Source organism: Dermatophilus congolensis, from assembly GCF_900447215.1.
Taxonomy (GTDB): Bacteria; Actinomycetota; Actinomycetes; order Actinomycetales; family Dermatophilaceae; genus Dermatophilus; species Dermatophilus congolensis_A.
Genome location: NZ_UFYA01000001.1, coordinates 2,205,553 through 2,223,689 on the forward strand (window position 1 = coordinate 2,205,553; position 18,137 = coordinate 2,223,689).

The 18,137-nt window shown below is 57.5% G+C and carries 12 protein-coding genes; 10 read left to right on the top strand and 2 right to left on the bottom strand.

Annotated features, from left to right (window positions below; translation table 11 throughout):
* Nucleotides 1–86 precede the first annotated feature (86 nt).
* The gene (gene ald, locus DXZ77_RS09675; protein ID WP_115031779.1) at nt 87–1,202 is read left to right on the top strand and encodes an alanine dehydrogenase; all 1,116 of its coding nucleotides are present in this window, start codon (nt 87–89) and stop codon (nt 1,200–1,202) included.
* Between the two features lie 55 nt (nt 1,203–1,257).
* On the opposite strand, the gene DXZ77_RS09680 is transcribed toward ald, so the two are convergent.
* The gene (locus DXZ77_RS09680) at nt 1,258–1,962 is read right to left on the bottom strand and encodes a GntR family transcriptional regulator (RefSeq protein ID WP_258553258.1); all 705 of its coding nucleotides are present in this window, start codon (nt 1,960–1,962) and stop codon (nt 1,258–1,260) included.
* Nucleotides 1,963–2,137: 175 nt separating this feature from the next.
* Between DXZ77_RS09680 and DXZ77_RS09685 the strand changes: the two genes are divergently transcribed.
* From DXZ77_RS09685 to nagA, 3 genes are read left to right on the top strand one after another with little or no spacing between them, the layout of a single operon-like run.
* Nucleotides 2,138–4,207 carry a glucose PTS transporter subunit IIA gene (locus tag DXZ77_RS09685; protein WP_115031781.1) on the top strand — a complete coding sequence of 690 codons (2,070 nt, stop codon included), beginning with the start codon at nt 2,138–2,140 and terminating at the stop codon, nt 4,205–4,207.
* 20 nt (nt 4,208–4,227) lie between these two features.
* Entirely contained in the window at nt 4,228–5,013 is a 786-nt protein-coding gene (gene nagB / locus DXZ77_RS09690; protein ID WP_115031783.1) for a glucosamine-6-phosphate deaminase, read from the top strand.
* A complete protein-coding gene (nagA, locus tag DXZ77_RS09695) occupies nt 4,998–6,167 on the top strand; it encodes an N-acetylglucosamine-6-phosphate deacetylase (protein ID WP_220181629.1) in 1,170 nt (389 codons plus the stop codon). The genes nagB and nagA overlap by 16 nt, the downstream gene beginning before the upstream one ends.
* A gap of 37 nt (nt 6,168–6,204) precedes the next feature.
* On the opposite strand, the gene DXZ77_RS09700 is transcribed toward nagA, so the two are convergent.
* Nucleotides 6,205–8,061 (bottom strand): substrate-binding domain-containing protein, encoded by a 1,857-nt coding sequence (locus tag DXZ77_RS09700; RefSeq protein WP_115031785.1) that lies wholly within the window; start codon nt 8,059–8,061, stop codon nt 6,205–6,207.
* Between the two features lie 277 nt (nt 8,062–8,338).
* On the opposite strand from DXZ77_RS09700, the gene DXZ77_RS09705 reads away from it, so the two are divergent.
* The 6 genes from DXZ77_RS09705 to DXZ77_RS11880 all read left to right on the top strand — a co-directional run bounded on the left by DXZ77_RS09705 (nt 8,339) and on the right by DXZ77_RS11880 (nt 18,124).
* The gene (locus DXZ77_RS09705; protein WP_115032860.1) at nt 8,339–9,811 is read left to right on the top strand and encodes an NAD-dependent succinate-semialdehyde dehydrogenase; all 1,473 of its coding nucleotides are present in this window, start codon (nt 8,339–8,341) and stop codon (nt 9,809–9,811) included.
* Between the two features lie 1,241 nt (nt 9,812–11,052).
* Nucleotides 11,053–14,307 carry a DEAD/DEAH box helicase gene (locus DXZ77_RS09715; protein ID WP_115031789.1) on the top strand — a complete coding sequence of 1,085 codons (3,255 nt, stop codon included), beginning with the start codon at nt 11,053–11,055 and terminating at the stop codon, nt 14,305–14,307.
* Between the two features lie 210 nt (nt 14,308–14,517).
* On the top strand, nt 14,518–15,153 hold the full coding sequence (locus tag DXZ77_RS09720) for an ABC transporter ATP-binding protein (protein ID WP_371667521.1): 636 nt from the start codon (nt 14,518–14,520) through the stop codon (nt 15,151–15,153).
* A complete protein-coding gene (locus tag DXZ77_RS11870) occupies nt 15,150–16,190 on the top strand; it encodes a hypothetical protein (RefSeq protein WP_147279261.1) in 1,041 nt (346 codons plus the stop codon). The genes DXZ77_RS09720 and DXZ77_RS11870 overlap by 4 nt, the downstream gene beginning before the upstream one ends.
* Complete coding sequence (locus tag DXZ77_RS11875; RefSeq protein ID WP_147279262.1) at nt 16,187–16,765, top strand: hypothetical protein; 579 nt, start codon at nt 16,187–16,189, stop codon at nt 16,763–16,765. Before DXZ77_RS11870 ends, DXZ77_RS11875 begins: the two co-directional genes overlap by 4 nt.
* Nucleotides 16,766–17,017: 252 nt before the next feature.
* Nucleotides 17,018–18,124, top strand: a complete 1,107-nt coding sequence (locus DXZ77_RS11880; protein WP_147279263.1) for a hypothetical protein — start codon at nt 17,018–17,020, stop codon at nt 18,122–18,124.
* Nucleotides 18,125–18,137: the final 13 nt, after the last annotated feature.

Genomic DNA, 18,137 nt, shown 5'->3' on the forward strand with positions numbered 1-18,137 from the left:
AACCCAACAGGAGCCACCACCACTCCAGCGCAACGGCACACACCGCCGCACGCGCAACCACCGTGAACAAGGCAAGGGAGCCTGACATGAAAATCGCCGTGCCCACCGAGGTCAAAAACAACGAAAACCGCGTCGCCATCACCCCCGCCGGAGTAGCCGCACTCACCCACCACGGACACGAAGTATTCGTCCAAGCAGGCGCAGGCATCGGCTCCCTCATCCAAGACCAGGACTACATCTCAGCCGGCGCAACCATCACCAAAGACGCCGAAACCACCTGGTCCGCCGGAGAAATGGTCCTCAAAGTAAAAGAACCCATCGCCTCCGAATACCCCCTACTACGCGATGACCTCCTCCTCTTCACATACCTGCACCTGGCCGCAGACCGCCCCCAAACCGAAGCCCTCCTCACCGCCGGCACCACCGCCATCGCCTACGAAACAGTCCAACTCCCCGACCGCTCCCTACCCCTGCTACACCCCATGTCCGAAGTAGCCGGATGCCTCGCCCCCCAAATGGGCGCCCTAGCCCTCATGAAATCCCAAGGCGGCATGGGCATCCTCCTTGGCGGAGTTGCCGGAGTCTCCATGGGTAACGTCGTCATCCTCGGCGCCGGAACCGCCGGACAAAACGCCGCCCAAATCGCCGTAGGCATGGGCGCCAACGTCACCATCCTCGACACAGACCTCACCAAACTCCGCACCGTCCACTGGCAATACAACGGCCGCGTCCAAGGACTAGCCTCAAACCCCCTCACCGTCCGTGAACAAGTACTCAACGCCGACCTAGTCATCGGCACCGTCCTCATCCCCGGAGCCAAAGCACCCAAACTCGTTACTAACGAGATGGTTTCCCACATGAAACCCGGATCTGCGCTCGTCGACGTCGCCATCGACCAAGGCGGATGCTTCGAAGACTCACACCCCACCACCCACGCAGACCCCACCTTCACCGTGCACAAATCCGTGTTCTACTGCGTAGCAAACATGCCCGGCGCAGTCCCCAACACCTCCACCTACGCACTAACCAACTCAACCCTGCCCTACGTACTCAAACTCGCCGACGCCGGCTGGGAAACCGCCTGCCGCACCGACCACGCCCTAGCCCTAGGCCTAAACACCCATGCCGGGAAAATCACCCACCGCGGCGTAGCAGCAGCCTTCGACGACCTCGCCTTCGAAGACTTCATCGCCACCCTTTAAAACACCCCGGGCCGGTCACGGAACCACCGCGACCGGCCCAACACCCTTACCCCACTTACAAGCTCACCTGCTGGCGCGCCACATAACGAAATCGATCACCTCGGAACACCGAACGCGTCCACTCCACCAGCGCACCATCAGCGCCCCACCCCGTGCGATGCACCAATAACAGTGGCGACCCCGTCTCCACAGCCAACAAATCCGCTTCCCGCGGACTTGCAAACGAGGTTTCAACCACATCCTCCACCGTCGTAATCACCCGCCCAAACCTCTCCTCCAACGTCAAATACAACGAACCACCCCCCTCCAATGCCTCACCCAAACCAGGTAACGGCCCCGGTAAAAACGCCGTCTCATGCGCTAACGGCTGACCAGCTGCAGTCCGTACCCGCTCCACCCTCATCACAGGTACCCCTGATACCACCCCAAGCCGCTCACACACCTCCCCGTGAGCAGCAACCTCTCCCACGGCAACAATGACCGCCCCGGGCATCGACCCTTCCGAACGCAAATCCTCCGAAAACGACGTCAACTGCCGTACCCGCATCACTTTCGGCGGAGAAACAAACGTTCCCCGCCCCTGCCTGCGCTGCAACCGCCCTTCAACCACAAGCTCAGCAATCGCCTGCCGCACCGTCGTACGTGATGTTCCGAACAGCTGCGCTAGCTCTCTTTCACCTGGTATCGCATCTCCTGCGACCAGCTCACGCATGTACTCGATGATCTCTGTTTTAACCCAGTAGTACTTGGGCACCTTCACGAGCTAAACCACCCCTCCATTAATCCGGTCAGAGAATCAACGCACAACCACCTTCTCTCGTTCTCTTCCGGCTGAAGCCAAGCCATGCCACCCTCGACCACAGCCCACCTGCACCACACCCATATTCTGGTCTAGACCAATGAAGGTAAGGGCCTACGGGCCGAGGAAGGATCCCATGAGTACCACCACCGACACGGCCCCGTCACGGGCCCCACGCAAGGGGCGCTTCAGCGGTCTACAACGCTTCGCCAAGTCTTTGATGCTACCGATCGCACTACTGCCCGCCGCGGGCCTACTGTTGCGCTTCGGACAAGAAGACGTCCTCGGCTGGATCGAAACTCCCGTAGTCAGCCCCTTCTTCGACGCGATGACCGCTGCTGGGGATTCAATCTTCAAACAGCTTGCCATTCTCTTCGCCGTCGGTATCGCCATCGGCATGGCCAAGAAAGCTGACGGTTCCACGGCCCTAGCCGCCGTGGCCGGATACATCGTCATCGAAAGCGTCTTTAAGGCCATGTCCCCGGTGGTCCTCGCCGGAAAAGTCGACATCGCCGGCGCACCTTTGACCATTAACTACGGTGTTCTCGGCGGTATCGTCGTCGGTCTCATCACCGCGAAGCTCTTCGACCGCTTCCACGACATCGAACTTCCCACCTACCTAGGGTTCTTCGGCGGCCGCAGGTTTGTGCCGATCATCGTCTCGTTCACGGTGCTCATTGTCGGCTTCGCGATGTCCTACTGCTACCCCCTGTTCAACGCAGGTCTGACCACGTTGGCAACCAGCATTGCCAGTGCAGGTGCCGTCGGTGCATTCATCTACGGTCTTTTCAACCGTCTACTCATCCCCTTCGGGCTGCACCACATCATCAACATCTACATTTGGTTCCAGTACGGCAGCTTCGCCACCCCAGATGGTGCCCTCCACGGCGAGCTAACCCGCTTCGCCGCCGGTGACCCCACCGCAGGTATCCTCACCTCCGGCTTCTACCCGATTCTCATGTTCGGTCTGCCTGGCGCCGCCCTAGCGATGATGCATTGCGCTCGCCCCAACCAGAAGAAATTCGCCGCCGGTATTTTCGGCGCTGCAGGCTTGACTGCATTCCTCACCGGCATCACCGAACCGCTCGAATTCGCGTTTATGTTCGCCGCGTTCCCGCTTTACGTGCTGCACGCGATCCTTACCGGTTTGTCCCTGGCCGCGGCATACACCCTGGACATTCACCTCGGATTCTCCTTCTCTGCCGGCCTGATCGACCTGCTTCTCTACGGAAACTCCAAGGCAGCCCAAAACATCCCGTTGCTTCTTGGCCTCGGCGTCGGGTTCTTTATCCTCTACTACGTGGTGTTCCGGTTCGCAATCACCGCATGGAACCTACGCACCCCGGGCCGTGAAGACACCACCAACAGCGGCGACAGCGAAAAAGAAGAGCAAGACTCCGCTACGACCGACCGCAACGAATTGGCCACCCAACTCGTCGAGGCTTTCGGTGGACGCGAAAACCTGCTCTATGTCGACGCGTGCATCACACGCCTACGCATCGAGGTAGAAGACACCAGCCGCATCAACAAAGAACGTCTACGTGAACTCGGTGCCGCCGGTGTCCTCGAAGTCGGTAACAACATCCAGGCTGTGTTTGGTCCGCGCGCCGAGTCGCTCAAACATGACATGCGTCAAGTTCTCACCGGCGAAGAACCTACCGCCGAGGAGAAAGAAAAGAGCTCACGTCACGACGCGACCACCGACGCAGAAAAATCTGATGCCTCTGCCTCGGATGAAAAAACTGCCACCACAGATGAACTGGTCATTTTCGCGCCAATCACCGGACGGGTCGTGCCACTGAGCGAAGTTTCCGACGAAACGTTCTCTGACGGTCTACTCGGTAACGGTCTAGCTATCGAACCGGAAGAAAAAACAAAGATTCCAGTTACTTCACCGGTCTCAGGCGAGCTAGTACAGATGTGGCCGCATGCCTTCGTTATCAAGACGCCATCAGGTCGCAAGATCCTCACGCACCTAGGCATCGAAACGGTCGGCCTCAAAGGCAAAGGTTTCACCAAACACGCGAACGTTGGTGACAGCGTGGAAGCTGGACAGCTTCTCATCGACTACGACGTCGCTGCTGTCGCTAAGTCCGGCCGCAGCGTCGTTGTGCCAGTCATGGCTCTGGAGGTCGGCCCGGAGGCAATCACTAACCCGGCAAGCGGACAGATCGAAGGCGCAGACCCCCTATACACGGTGCGCTAAATACAGCTGAGGAGAACGGTATGGAAGTTGTCATCCTGGAAAGCGCCGAGCAAATCGGTCAGGTAGCAGCAGATGCTGTACAAGCACTACTAGACCGTTCTCCTACAGCTGTTTTCGGGCTGGCTACCGGGAGTTCCCCGCAGCCCATCTATGACGAGATCGTGACTCGTTTTCAGGCCGGTACGGTCAGTTTCGCTCAAGCGCGCGCGTTCACGCTGGACGAATATGTCGGCCTGCCTGTCGGTCATCAGCAGCGGTATCGCACGGTGATCGAGAACATGTTCACCGGAAGAGTCGATTTCGCCGCCGACGCGGTTGCCGGTCCTGACGGACTCACAAACGACATACCCGCTGCGTGCCTCGCTTACGAGCGGGCGATCGAGCAAGCTGGGGGTATTGATCTGCAGTTCCTCGGGATCGGCACCGACGGTCACATCGGGTTCAACGAGCCCGGATCCTCTCTAGCGTCACGTACACGCATCAAAACGTTGACGGAGCAGACCCGCATCGATAACGCGCGGTTCTTCAACAATGACGTGAACGCCGTGCCGACACACTGTCTCACCCAGGGTTTGGGCACCATCATGCAGGCACGGCACATCATTTTGGTGGCTTCAGGCAGCGGCAAAGCTGAAGCCGTGCATCACATGATTGAAGGCGCAGTGAGCGCTTCATGGCCAGCCACTGTTCTTCAGCATCACCCTCATGTGACAGTGCTTTTGGATGAGGCAGCGGCAAGCCTGCTGGATCGATCGGACTACTACCGGCAAACGTGGACAAATAAGCCTTCATGGCAGGGGATCTGATGTCGTGTGTGATTTCTGCCGGAGCGGTTGTCTCTGGCACGGATGTGTTGCGTCCGGGGTGGGTTGAAGTAGAGACCGATCGTGTGGTTGCGGTAGGTGCCGGGGCGCCTCCACGGCCAGCTGATCAGAATTTCCCCTCTGCCGTTATCGTTCCCGGTTTTGTCGATACGCATTGCCACGGCGGAGGCGGTGGGGCTTTCACAGATGCGACTGCTGCAGAAGATGACCCAGCGGTCTTATCTGCTTTGGCGTGTCACCGTGCCCACGGGACGACACGGATGATGGCGTCGCTGGTATCAGCGTCACCGGAAGCGTTGATGACTCAGGTGATGGCGTTGCGGCCGCATGTGGAGGCTGGTCGGCTCTTGGGTATCCATTTGGAGGGGCCGTGGATGTCACCGTGTCGGTTGGGTGCCCATGACCCGACAGCGGTTCGTCATCCCAGTCTTGAGGAGATTGATGCACTGCTTGAGGCGGCGAATGGCACTATCGCGATGGTGACGCTTGCTCCGGAGTTGCCTGGTGGTTTCGATGCAGTGCGTCGTTTCGCGCAGGCTGGAGTGGCGGTGGCGGTGGGGCATACGGATGCGACCTATGACGTGACATGTGCAGCGATTGAGTCCGGTGCCAGGGTGGGAACGCATCTGTTCAATGCGATGCGGGGTGTGCATCACCGAGAACCAGGTCCGGTGATTGCTTTGACTGGAGATGCTCGGGTAACGGTTGAACTTATTGCGGATGGGGTACACGTACACCCTGCCGTGTACACGGATGTGGTTCGTTCTGTGGGCGCGCACCGGGTCGCGTTGGTCACTGACGCAATGGCCGCAGCAGGCATGCCTGATGGCAGGTACGGGCTGGGAACACTCGATGTTGATGTGGTGGACAAAGTAGCGAAAGTCGCTGGCACCGAAACAATTGCGGGCAGCACCGCCACGATGGATGGTCTGTTCCGATTTGCGATCACTCATGGCGGTTTGCGAGAAGATGACGCGTTAGTTGCTGCGGTGCAGCAGACTGCTGTGACACCGGCGCAGGCGCACGGTGTCGAGGTGGCAGCGCTACGCGTGGGTGACCGTGCTGACCTCGTTGCGCTGGATGAGCAGTGCAACGTTATCGACGTCATGCATGCGGGTGCGTGGCTGTCGAGCTGAGCACCCGCATGCACTAGCAGCATGTGCCCATTGCCGGTCAGGGCAGTGGGTTGCCCGCCTTCGCGGTTGGTGAGAAGTCCAGGAGAGCTTTGGCCACCATCGGGTCAACGTCCTCGGGTTTTTCGGCGTAGTAGAACGCTCCGTTGGTGACTTCGGCGATCTTCTTCAAAGATCCCTGATCGACGTCCTTACCGATTCCGACTGCAGCCACCGAAATACGACGACCGTTGTTGGTCATGCGCTGCAACGTTTTGGACAGACCAGAAAGGTTCATCGAATCTGGTGAGTCGTTTTTTCCGTCAGTGAGTACCAGGACAACATTCATACGTTTGGGGTCGTAGCCCTCTTGTAGCTTCAGGACGGCATCGAGCAATGTGTCGAAGAGCGGGGTGTTGCCGCCTACTGCTCCAGGGATGCTTTGTGCGGCTGCTTTGAGTTTGCCGCGCTGATCACTTTTTTCATCACCGAGCGGTCCAAAGGGAACAACTTCTCGCCAGTTGCCTGGCTTGGCTGGGTTTTGGGAGAACTCCCACAAACCGACGTCGTTGTTGCTGGGCAGACCAGCTAGACCATTCGCCGCTGACCCGGCAGCGTGGGTGATGCGGTTACCTGGGCCTGCGCCAGGGGCGCCACCGGCTGCGGCAGTGCCATCAACGGTTCCCATTGACTGGGAGGTATCTACAAGGGTGATCAAGCGCATGCCGTGGGCGACTGACATCCATTGGGTAAGGATGCTGCGGATGTGTTCGGTGGAGGGCTGGTCCATCCGGTCAGTTTTGAGGCGGGTGGGGCCATCGGGTGCAGGGACCTCTGGGGCGTCCTTGCCTTCTTCGTTACGGAACCCAGCATCGGTGGCGCGCTTCTGCCCTGCCTCGCTGCTCAGCGCTTGGATAAGAGCATCTGTTGCGTGAGCAGTGTTGGGGTCGGTGGTGGGCATGGTGACAGCCCGGTAGCTAAGGAAGACGGAGCCACCTTCGGGCGCCAACGCAACGAGTGGGGAATCGGCGTGTTCTTTGGCGTAGGCAGCGAAAGCTTGCTCTGAGGTGACGAAAAGACCCTGTCCCCATTCAGGTGCTTTGGTGGGCAGTTCGGCTGGATGCACGTTGCCGGGCTGCGATGCCTGGAAGAGAGCGATCGTGCGCGGACCAGTGGTGGGGTGTTCCAGGGGCTGGATGCCGATAGAAGCGGCTGCGGACAGCAACCCTAGGAGGCCAGCGGCGTTGGATTCAGGGTTGGGCAGCGCGAGTTCTTTGGGGTGTTCGAACAGCGCTTTCCAGGTGATTTCGTTTTTGGTTTGGGCGGCGCGTTCTTTGGGGGTAGCGACGATGATGGGCGAGGTGTAGAGCACGTCCGAGGCATTCATGTTGATGCTGGGGTTTTGGCTACGGGCGCGTTCAACTTGGGTGTCTGCTGCAGAAAGCCACAAGGCAGGTCGTTTACCTGGGTCTTTGATAGAGGCTAGGACGACGTCGTCAGTTTCGGCAGTGAGTTCAAATTTGGCGCAGGTGTTAGGGGTGACCTCATCAATCGCAGCCTGTACCAGGGGTTCGAGGGTGGGAGGAACACTCACCTTGACTGCTGGTGGCCGGGCGCACCCAGGTTTAGAGGAAGCGAAAGCAGCAGTGTTCGATTCGCTTCTAAGAGTGATGAAGGTGGACAGACCAGCGAGCAGACAGAGCGCGACAACGAAAGCGGTCATGGGAAGCCACAGGCGGGCTTTGCTGCTGTTCGTCGCAGTGTTCGAGGTGAGTTCGGTAGCTCCGCGCGTGGGTGAGGTGTCGTTACGACGGGTTCGTCGGCGTCCGCTGCGGCTGGGTGTGTCTCCGCTGGCGCGCCTTCTGGAGGCACGTGTTTGTTTAGCCGTGCCCTCTGGAGCGGTCCCGTCGTTTTCCACAATTAGTCCTTTGTGCGATCTGCTGCCGGGCCAGGTAGCTGCCCTTGGCCTGGTCGTCGTGACATTGTGCCTTGCATGTCAGGTGTGGGTATTTCAACCACGAGAGACACAAATCTGCTGGCCAGGTGTTTTTCTTTGGGGCGTGGGCGGTTCAGGCGTTCTTTAGGAGGTTCAGTGGCTACGCTCGCGGGGAAGGATGGGCCTCGTCGAGCGCGGACGAGCGGCGATGCCCGTAACCAGGTTTTCGTCCGCCACCGGTCTCGGAGGCGTTACGCGTATGTCTACTCAGTTGGTTGATCGTTCTCTTCCTGCAGATCTACCTCGTGGAATTTTTGTGGGTGGTTCGTGGCGTGAGGGAGCGCGGGGTGTGGTGGATGTAGAAAACCCAGCGACGGGTGAGGTGCTGGCGCAGGTAGCCAACTGTGATGTGGCACAGGGTGTTGAAGCGTTGGATGCGGCGGTGGATGCGGCGGCTGCGTGGGCGCGGACCTCGCCTCGGGACCGTGGTGAGTTGTTGCGGCGGGCTTTTGAGGCGGTAACTGCTCGGGCTGATGATTTCGCGCGGTTGATGACATTGGAGATGGGCAAGCCGCTGGCGGAGGCCCGGGGTGAGGTTGCGTATGGGGCGGAATTTTTGCGGTGGTTTTCTGAGGAGGCTCCGCGGGTGAGTGGGTCGTATCGTCCTTCTCCGGGTGGGGCGATGCGTCATTTAGTGACGAAACGTCCTGTGGGTCCGTGCTTGTTGATTACTCCGTGGAATTTCCCGTTGGCGATGGCGACGAGAAAGGTGGCTCCTGCGTTGGCGGCGGGGTGCACGGTGGTGTTGCGTCCGGCGACGTTGACGCCGTTGACGACGTTGTTGTTTGCGAAGGTGTTGGCTGATTGTGGGTTGCCTGCGGGGGTGGTGAATGCGGTGACGAGTGTGGATCACGATGTGACGGATGCATTGATTGCTGATCCTCGGTTGCGGAAGTTGTCATTTACAGGTTCGACGGGTGTGGGGCGGACGTTGTTGAAGCAGGCGGCGCAGGGGGTGCTGCGGACGTCGATGGAGTTGGGTGGAAATGCGCCGTTCATTGTGTTTGAGGATGCTGATCTTGATGTAGCGGTGGAGGCGGCTACAGCGGCCAAGCTGCGCAATATGGGTGAGGCGTGCACGGCAGCGAACCGGTTCATCGTGCATGAGTCGATAGCGGATGAGTTCGCGTCTCGGTTGGCGGAGGCGTTTAGTCAGTTGCGGGTGGGTGATGGGTTGGCTGATGGCACCGATGTGGGGCCGCTGGTTTCTGAGGGGGCGCGTGCGGGGGTGGCGTCATTGGTGGATGCTGCTATTGCTGAGGGCGCGTCGGTGTTGACTGGCGGTAAGCAAGTGGAGGGTGCTGGCTGGTTTTATGCGCCGACGGTGCTGTCGGGGGTGGGTAAGGATGCGGCAATTGTGGGTGAGGAGATTTTTGGCCCGGTGGCTCCGGTGGTGTCGTTCTCGGATGAGGCGGAGGCGTTGGAGATCGCGAACCGTTCTGAGGTGGGGTTGGCCGGGTATGTGTTTACCCGGGACATGGATCGGGTGTTGCGGATGGGTGATGTGTTGGAGGTGGGGATGATTGGCGTTAACCGAGGTGTGCTTTCTGATGCGGCGGCACCGTTCGGTGGGGTGAAGCAGGCTGGTTTAGGCCGAGAGGGTGGCGGTGAGGGGATTGAGGAGTATTTGGAGACTATTTATTTGTCGCTGAATGATCCACACGCAGGCTGAAGCGGTTTTTCTGACGGTGCGCTCAGAGACGTAGTTTTTGGCTATTCCATCGTTCTCTGAGCCACCGGTCATGTGAAGTAACGATGAGTGTTCCTTCGAATGTTTCGAAAGGTTTTTCTTTTCTGACCGATACTTAGGTCTGTGATTTTTTCGAAGCAGAAGCCGAGTAGTAACCCGAAGTGTTCTCGTGGTGTTTTTGTAACTGTTTCTTCACCTAGGGCATCGATGCAGGTTCCCTGGCAGTGGAGCTGGTGAGGTGTACTTCTTAATAGAGGAGCGCAACTTAATAGAGGAGTGCGACGCGGGCCTCAGCGGGAATCGAAATTGTTTTTGGCGAGCCGATTGTTCCACAGACACTTCGAGAAGTAATCTTTCCCCTGATCTATTTATACTTTCTTTGAGGAGAGATTCACCTGCGATAAGCAGAATGTTGTGGACTTGATTCTGCTATTCGCAGCTATCGCATTAACACTTACGGGACAGCCTGGAGCTTTCCTGTTTTTCTCACCTGGCATTCCTGCGAATTTGAGCCGCTGGGATGGTATCATCCTTTTTCTTTATCGAGACGTTGCAACGCGGTACGCGCATTATTCACCCTGCGTGAAACAACAGTGGCGTTGCGGTATGCGTAGAACTTTTTGGATTTCCTCACTTCAGAGCGAGGGCCGCGCCCCTCATGCCCCACACTGTGATCTGAGTGAACTCTGGAACGTCGACGTTTGAGTTAGTTTTGTTCTCGCTGGAATTGCTCCTGCCATCGTTGTCTCTCTAGTTCCACCTGAGCGACATATTCTGAATACGTTCCAGAAAATTTACACACTCCAGTAATGCCGTGGTTTTCTGTTCTAGCCGCATGTTTCTCAGGGCGGGTATCGAGGTCGATCAAGTGTGAGATTTCTGTATCAAGGAACCACCTGTCGTGGTTGGCCAGAAGGACCGGACCAGGCCAGTCACGCAACGTGTGCGCGAGTATCTCCACCGCACCGTCATCAAGATGGTTTGTCGGTTCGTCGAGAAGCGGTGTTTCTGGACGCCGAAGCAGCAGCCACAGCAAACTCAACCTGGCTAATTGGTCTCCAGAAATGCTGTCACAGCATGCCTGATCGGGGATGCTCGCTACTCCTAAACCTTTAAGAACCTCCGCTACATGAACGACTACCCCTGGCGGAACAACACAGTGGCCACACCTCCTGCCGGGCTGCCCGATAAGGTGAGCGGCAGCCACGTCATGGAGGACACCGATGTCACAGGCACGCAGCCAGAACCAGGTCATCAAAGCCTGGCAAGACATGGAGCTGTTTTCACCCCAAACAGTGAAAAAAGCAGCACCAGCAGACCAAATGTTTCCCTCCATCAACTGGCGCTCTGGAATGCCCCTGCCCTGGCAATCAGGAAGCTACCTCGCACGGCGAAACATCAAACCCGGCCACGTATGGCGCCACACGGTCTACCTATGGATATACGACCTCACGGCCATGTACGAATGCCTCGACCACATCTACGCCCCCATCCTTGAAGCACACGACGCGCGCCCCCTCGGTCAATCCGCTGCCGCCTGCTTCAGCGTCGACGAACACGGCCGCCTAATTCCAGACTCAATCGTCCTATCCAGTGCCGCCTGGGGATTGGGCCGAGCGCTGCGCTCAGCCCACCGCCACGATCACTGGTTCACGGAATTCACGAAAGCATCCAAGACATACATCGAAACAGTCACCGAACTCGTCGAACTCGACACCCACGACCCCGAAGACAGCCGCTTCATCACCCCCGAGCTACTCCTCCACCTAGGCCGCCTCACCCGCACAGCTACCGGACTTCCTCGCTCTTACACCTTCGCTCCCCCGCCAGGAGAAAACCACGAACCGGCCACCCGCGATCCCCTACCCGTGGCCACCATCGCTCGCATCCAAAGCCGCGCCATCAACCCCGATAACGACGACTACACCAGCGACTTTCTCAACAGCTTCATTCTGGAAGATCTCGCACGCGCCGCAACAGCAATCGACAATGCAACCGCCTCCCCCACCCTGACCACCTACCTCGCTGGTGCTGCCGGTCACGAACCACCACACCGAACCGATACCGTCACCACACCCCACAAGACCTACCCGGCAATCAGCCCTGCAGCAATGCCCTACGGGCGCTGGCCGACCAACCCCGCACACTCCCTAGCAACAAGCCAACAATTAGCAGTCAACCTCTCCCTGCGTGACCTGCGCGAGAACACCCGCACACTGCGCTCAGTCAACGGACCGCCAGGCACCGGAAAAACCACCCTCCTGCGCGATGTCTTCGCTGGTCTCGTTGTCGAACGGGCTCGTCGACTCGCAGCCCTGGACCATCCACGAGATGCATTCACCGGCGAAAAGAAACGCTGGAGAGTCGGCGACTACACCCGAATTGTTCACCTCATCCACCCCGAACTCACCGGCTTCGAGATGGTTGTCACCTCCAGTAACAACAAAGCCGTTGAAAACATCTCCGACGAGCTACCCGCCACCGACTCCATCGCAGAGACGTGGAAAGATGCCGACTACTTACGCGACATCGCCACCCATGTCCGCCGCTGCAACAACAACGACACCGATGCCTGGGGAATGATCGCTGCCCGGCTCGGCAACCGCAGCAACCGCAGAGCCTTCGCAGACGCGTTTTGGACCAACAAACGTCAATGGGAAAACGAACCGAAAACTTTCCGGTACTTCCTCGAAAATGCCTCCAGCAATCCCACCGCCTCCTGGGACGAAACAGTCCACGCGTTCCGCGACGCCCTCGAACGCGTCGACGAACTTATCCATGAAGCCAGCTGCGCAGATAAGCGCATCAAGCGCACCCTCGATCTACAACAGCAGCTGCACACGCTCGAAAAACATGAAGCAGAGCTCACCCAACACCATCACTACGCTACTGAGCATCACAGCGAAACCACGCGGGCACACGACATCGCAACAGCCCAGCTCGACCACGCCAACGCCCACCTAGCCGAACACCAACGTTCGCGTCCCGGATGGTGGAAAACACTGGTTACCTTCGGCGCAGCACGCCGAGCCTGGCACCAAAGCGCAGCGCCGCTACGTATCGCTGCTGAAGCCGCAGCCACAGCACACGCCCGCACCCTGGAGGCCTCAACCAATTCCCGCGAGCGCCTGGTGCGTCTACACAGTGATGTGGTGGGGGCGCAAAAACGCCAGGCGCGTTGCCGTGAAGAAATAGCAGAGCTGGCAGTGGTGACTGATAGGGACCGGCGCCGGTGGGGGGCTGCGTATCCCGATGCTGCCTGGTTTGAGGATGAGCGTTCCCGCGAGCTCACTGCGCCGTGGAGCGAGGCTGCGCTCAATCGTGCTCGTAGTGAGGTTTTTCTTGCTGCTTTGCGGCTGCATCGTGTGTGGTTTGAGCAGTGCGCCACTGGTGAGGCAGGTGAAGCGTCGCTGGTGCAGTCGATGCGGGCGGTGATGGATGTTGTCCGCGGAGATGTTCCTGAAGATGTTGATCCGTGTGCTGTGTTGGCTGCTTGGCAAACGTTCTTTCTGGTGGTGCCGGTGGTGTCGACCACTTTTGCGTCTTTTGGGCGGATGTTTAGCCATGTGGGTAGTGAGTCGTTGGGGTGGGTGTTTATTGACGAGGCTGGCCAGGCGACACCGCAAGCTGCTGTTGGGGCTTTGTGGCGTGCCCAGCGTGCTTTGGTTGTTGGTGATCCGCTTCAGCTCACCCCTATCGTGACGCTTCCTACTAAGGCTGAGGCCAATATTGCTGGTGTTCATCAGGTCCCGGATTGTGCTTTGCCGTCGTTGACGTCGGCTCAGGGTGTCGCGGATCGGTGTAATTCGTGGGGGACGTGGCTTGGTTCGGGGGATGAGCGTCTGTGGGTAGGGACTCCGTTGCGTGTGCACCGGCGCTGCGATGAACCGATGTTCACGATCTCTAACACTGTGGCTTACGGGGGGCTGATGATTCAGGGAAAGCAGTCCCGCTCCTACCAGCTGGCACATGGTGAGGAAGTGGTCGCTGAACTTCCTGAATCGTGTTGGCTGCATGTGCCTGCCGCTGCTGGAAGTGGGCACGCGCTACGTGATGATCTGGCCATTGCTGAGCAACTCACGCGGAATTTGTTGGATGGAGCTGCTCCTACAGGGGCTGCTGCTATTCCTGCCGACGAAATCATTGTTATCTCGCCGTTCCGTGACATGGCCGAGGCGCTTAGACGGTTTCCTGACCGGTTAGGCAAGCCCGTGCGTGCAGGGACTGTTCACACGGCGCAAGGGCAAGAAGCCCAGGCGGTGCTGTTTGTGCTGGGCGGTGATCCTTCTAAACCGGGAGCGCGTCATTGGGCTGCTGCGACCCCGAATCTGGTGAATGTTGCTGCTAGCCGCGCGGCCACCCGGCTGTATGTGGTCGGTGATCATCGCGCGTGGTCTGGGTTGCCGCACGTGGCCACCATGGCTAGTTACCTGCCCTGCCGGTCTTCCACGCCTCAAGACCCGTGGGGGCTGGGGTAGCCCCACCGGGGGGCACTGGCTGGAGGGGTGACGAGGTAAGAAGGAAACCTGTGAAACGGGCCCATGCTGCTGTTGTCTTCCATCGATGATCGATAGGTGAGTTCTTTTGTGCCAGAGAAGGGCGCTTCGGGCGTGGATGCATCGTTGAGGTGTGAGCAGCTCGGGGTGCGTTACCAAAGCCGGTGGGCATTGTCGGGCTTTTCTTGGTCTGTGGGTGAGGGTGTGCACGCGCTTCTGGGTCCAAACGGTGCGGGAAAGTCTTCTCTCATGTCGGTTCTGTCTACGTCCAGGCGCCCTGATGCGGGCAGTTGGTCTTTCGCTGGGCTATCTGGTGAAGACGTCACTGGAATGCGGCGCATCATGGGGTATTTGCCCCAAGACATCCGGTTTTACCCGCGGTTGAGTGTTCTAGAGAATCTGCAGTATTTCGCGTGGATGCGGCAGATACCTTCGAGTGCCACGGCGTCGAGTATTTCCCGGGCGTTGGAGTTATGTGGCTTGCACGAGCGTGCAGATGATTCTGTGCGTTCCTTGTCTGGTGGGATGCGGCGACGTTTAGGGATCGCGCAGGCAATTCTGGCCCGGCCACAGTTGGTCGTCCTGGATGAGCCGACTGCTGGTCTCGATATAGCTCAACGCATCGCCCTAGCCCGGACAGTGCGTGAACTGGCTACCGAAGGGGCTTGCGTGATCATGTCGACTCACTTGCCTGATGATGTGGAACGAAGCGCCGATTCGGTTCTGCTGCTACGTCAAGGGCACGTCGTTCATGCTGGTGATGTCGCTTCCATGACTGGCTCGGGGGAATCATTCGAGGATGCGTATGTGCGCTTGATCGGCGCATGAGACAGGCAGTGCGCATCGTTGCCCTCAGCGCGAAGGAATCTTTCGCTGTTGCTGCATTGGCTGTGCTGACATTTGTGGAAGTCGGGCTTGCCTGGATGGATATCAGCATGTGGGGTGGTTCGCCTTCGTTGGCGGTGGCAAGCATGGCTACCGGGTGGGCCGTGTCAGCCCCGGCTGTGGCTGCGTGGGCGTGCTGGTCTCAGGGGCATCGTCGTCGTTTGGGTGTGCAGAACGTGTTGCCGTCGCTGCCGCGATCACGGTGGGCTCAGTGGGTTTTAGATGGTGTGCCGTTGTTGCTTGGCGCGTGGTTGGCCAGGTTATTGGCTACAGCGGTGCTGCTGGGTGTGGCTGTTGTAGGTGGTGGTCAGGTAGGTGCCGGGTGGGTGTGGGTGTTGATGGGGTTGATGGCTGGGGATGGTTTGGCGTGCGTGGTCGGCGCTGTTGTTGGTTCGTTGACTCGTTTTCTTGTGATGCCTGCAGTTGTCGCTGTGTTTGGGTATGCCTTCGTGGTGGCGGTGCATGTTTTTCTGCCAGCTTCTGCGGTTGCTGCTGATCCGATCGATAAGGCGCCGCGGACAGCGTTGGTGTGTGCCGGTTCTGGGCCGGTGGTGTGCACCCTTGCGGAGAATCGGGGTTACGTCACAGCCGCGGCGCACACGATGCGTGAGATTTACCAGCACAGTGCTCTTGCTGATGAGCTGCCGAGGACGGTGTATCTGGTTGATACGGCCCCTGCAATCGGTGCTGCTGAAACTTTGTGGCCGAGGGTCGGGTTGCCTACTCAACGTTCGCTCACTCCCAGGCAGGCTTTACCGAACTCCAAGCGGGCGGTTGAAGATTTCGTGACGAGTCTTGCTGCTGGGCGGTGCGCCACGGCGCCTTCGGTTCCTTCGCTGGAACCGTTATTTGTGGGAAAGGGGCCTGCTTCGCGGGAGTACCGGGATTGGTTTCGGCGTTGGTTGCAGGCCTCGATCACGTGTGATGTGCCCTCAGTGCAGCGGTTGGTCGCAACAGAACCGGAGAGTGTTGGCTCATGAGGTTTATTGAGGGTGGCTGGTGGGTGTGGGCTCGGGCTCGGCACATACCGGAGTCTTTGGTGGCGACGGTGCTGATTTCGGGTGTGGGGTGGGCTGCTGCACGCGGGCTGAGGTCGGTTGATGGTTTGGCTCAGGCGGAGGGGCGGGCCCCATTGGCGCTCTGGTTACCGATTTTGATGACGGTGGCGTGGAGCAGTGGCTTGGTTTCACGAACAGCGCTGGTGGATGAGACGTGCGCACGTTCTAGCAGTTGGTTGCGTTTGTGTTATCTGGGGGTGGCGCTAATGGCCGGTGTTGCTGGTCTTGTGGCTGCGCTTCCTGCAGATCCGGGAGTTTTTGGGTGGGGTGCTGCGGCGCGTACGTATGTGGGCTGCCTGGGGTTTGCTGCTGTGGTGGGCTGCTGGGTGCCTGCGGGATTGTTATGGCTTGCCCCGACAACTATCGGTGTGGTTTGGGGTTTAGCGTCTTCGCCTTTTCTGCCGACTGCGGCACAGACTGTGCTTTTTGGCCTAAACAGCCCGGCGGGGTCGTCACGGCCACGGGCCAGCCAGATTTATCTTGGGCCGTCGCGTTAATTCTCTTCGCATGTGGTGTAGCCGCTAGCCCCAGACGAGTAAACCCTGCTGCTCTTTTCACCGAAACCGAATCAGCTTGACATCAATTTGCAAATAAAATTACTTAACTTTAACAAATATCCATTTAACCCCAGAAGGAGAAACAGGTGAAAATGAGATTATTTCCATTTCAGAAAAAAGAGACTCAAGAGGAGAGACTCAGGAAGCCTTCCCTAATGGAGCGAGTTCTAGTAGGAAAAAGGACTCCCCCATGTGGAGCTCATCAACCCAAAGGATGATCTACATGAAGTGAACTCTGAAATAAAAAAGATACACACATCCGATGCATTCTTTTTATTCTCAATTGTCATTACAACACATGGCCCCACTGCTCTAAATACCTTAATAGAACACTCAAACAATATAACCCTACTAAGGGGATGGGATGCCTTATTTGCTTACCCAACTCTAAAATTCCTTAATTTACCCGCAGAGCAGAGCTCACTTACAGTATCCATATCATTACTAATCGCGGGAACCGGCTTACTATACAAGCAAAAAGAAACAGTCAAGAATAAATCCCCAAGGGAAGAACATGCTGAAGGTACAGCAAGAGAAGTTACGCTCGATCGAGTTTGCCCTCTTTGGCTCTATGTTGCAGCAACACTCAGCTGCCTTAGCATCAGAATACCCGACAAAGAAAGCCTTATGGTCTTTATATTGCCCCTCATAAGCACTATACTTCACTGCTTCTTATTAGCCATACAAGAACAGTCAGAAGAAACAAAAAACATACGAAGACTGACCGAGGAAGCTCGATTAAAAAACCTCAAAGAGGCGTATAAAACCTACTCCACATACACCCCAGACCGAGCAAACCTAACCCTACTGATACCCTTCAGAAAGAGAGTACTCATATACATAAAGAACTCCCCTTGGTTAGCACTACTAGCGGTGTTCATAATCAGCACCATGATACCGTTCGCCCCAGTTTTCCAAATCCCTAAAGAAAAATCCTTAGCCTTACTGATAATATTAATATTTTTAATGATTTTCCTAGTGTTTGCTGTCGATTCAGCCGTCGATTCAATTATTAATCGAGCAAAAAACGGGAAAACTGGACTAGTGCATTTCTTTTTCCTGCTCCATATACTGATGATATTAAGCTTTCTTCTTCAAGTAGTGGTGATTCTCCCCTACTTTCCCGATACCATTATTCCAGGAATGGTTTCTGTTGTTATTCCATTTTTAGCACTGTGCTTCTTCTTAAGGAGCGATAAATTCCTTACATTGATAGGGCTGTATTTACACAGGAATATCCAGCTCGCAGAACTACCTTCTGGCACGGAATCGAAAAATCAAATAGAGAATCCCACATAGAGAAAAACAATTA

Coding starts and splice junctions, on each gene's coding strand:
- DXZ77_RS11870 (WP_147279261.1), top strand. CDS start 15,150: ATGAGACAGGCAGTGCGCATCGTTGCCCTCAGCGCGAAGGAATCTTTC.
- DXZ77_RS09705 (WP_115032860.1), top strand. CDS start 8,339: ATGTCTACTCAGTTGGTTGATCGTTCTCTTCCTGCAGATCTACCTCGT.
- DXZ77_RS09685 (WP_115031781.1), top strand. CDS start 2,138: ATGAGTACCACCACCGACACGGCCCCGTCACGGGCCCCACGCAAGGGG.
- DXZ77_RS11875 (WP_147279262.1), top strand. CDS start 16,187: ATGAGGTTTATTGAGGGTGGCTGGTGGGTGTGGGCTCGGGCTCGGCAC.
- nagA (WP_220181629.1), top strand. CDS start 4,998: ATGGCAGGGGATCTGATGTCGTGTGTGATTTCTGCCGGAGCGGTTGTC.
- nagB (WP_115031783.1), top strand. CDS start 4,228: ATGGAAGTTGTCATCCTGGAAAGCGCCGAGCAAATCGGTCAGGTAGCA.
- ald (WP_115031779.1), top strand. CDS start 87: ATGAAAATCGCCGTGCCCACCGAGGTCAAAAACAACGAAAACCGCGTC.
- DXZ77_RS09715 (WP_115031789.1), top strand. CDS start 11,053: ATGTCACAGGCACGCAGCCAGAACCAGGTCATCAAAGCCTGGCAAGAC.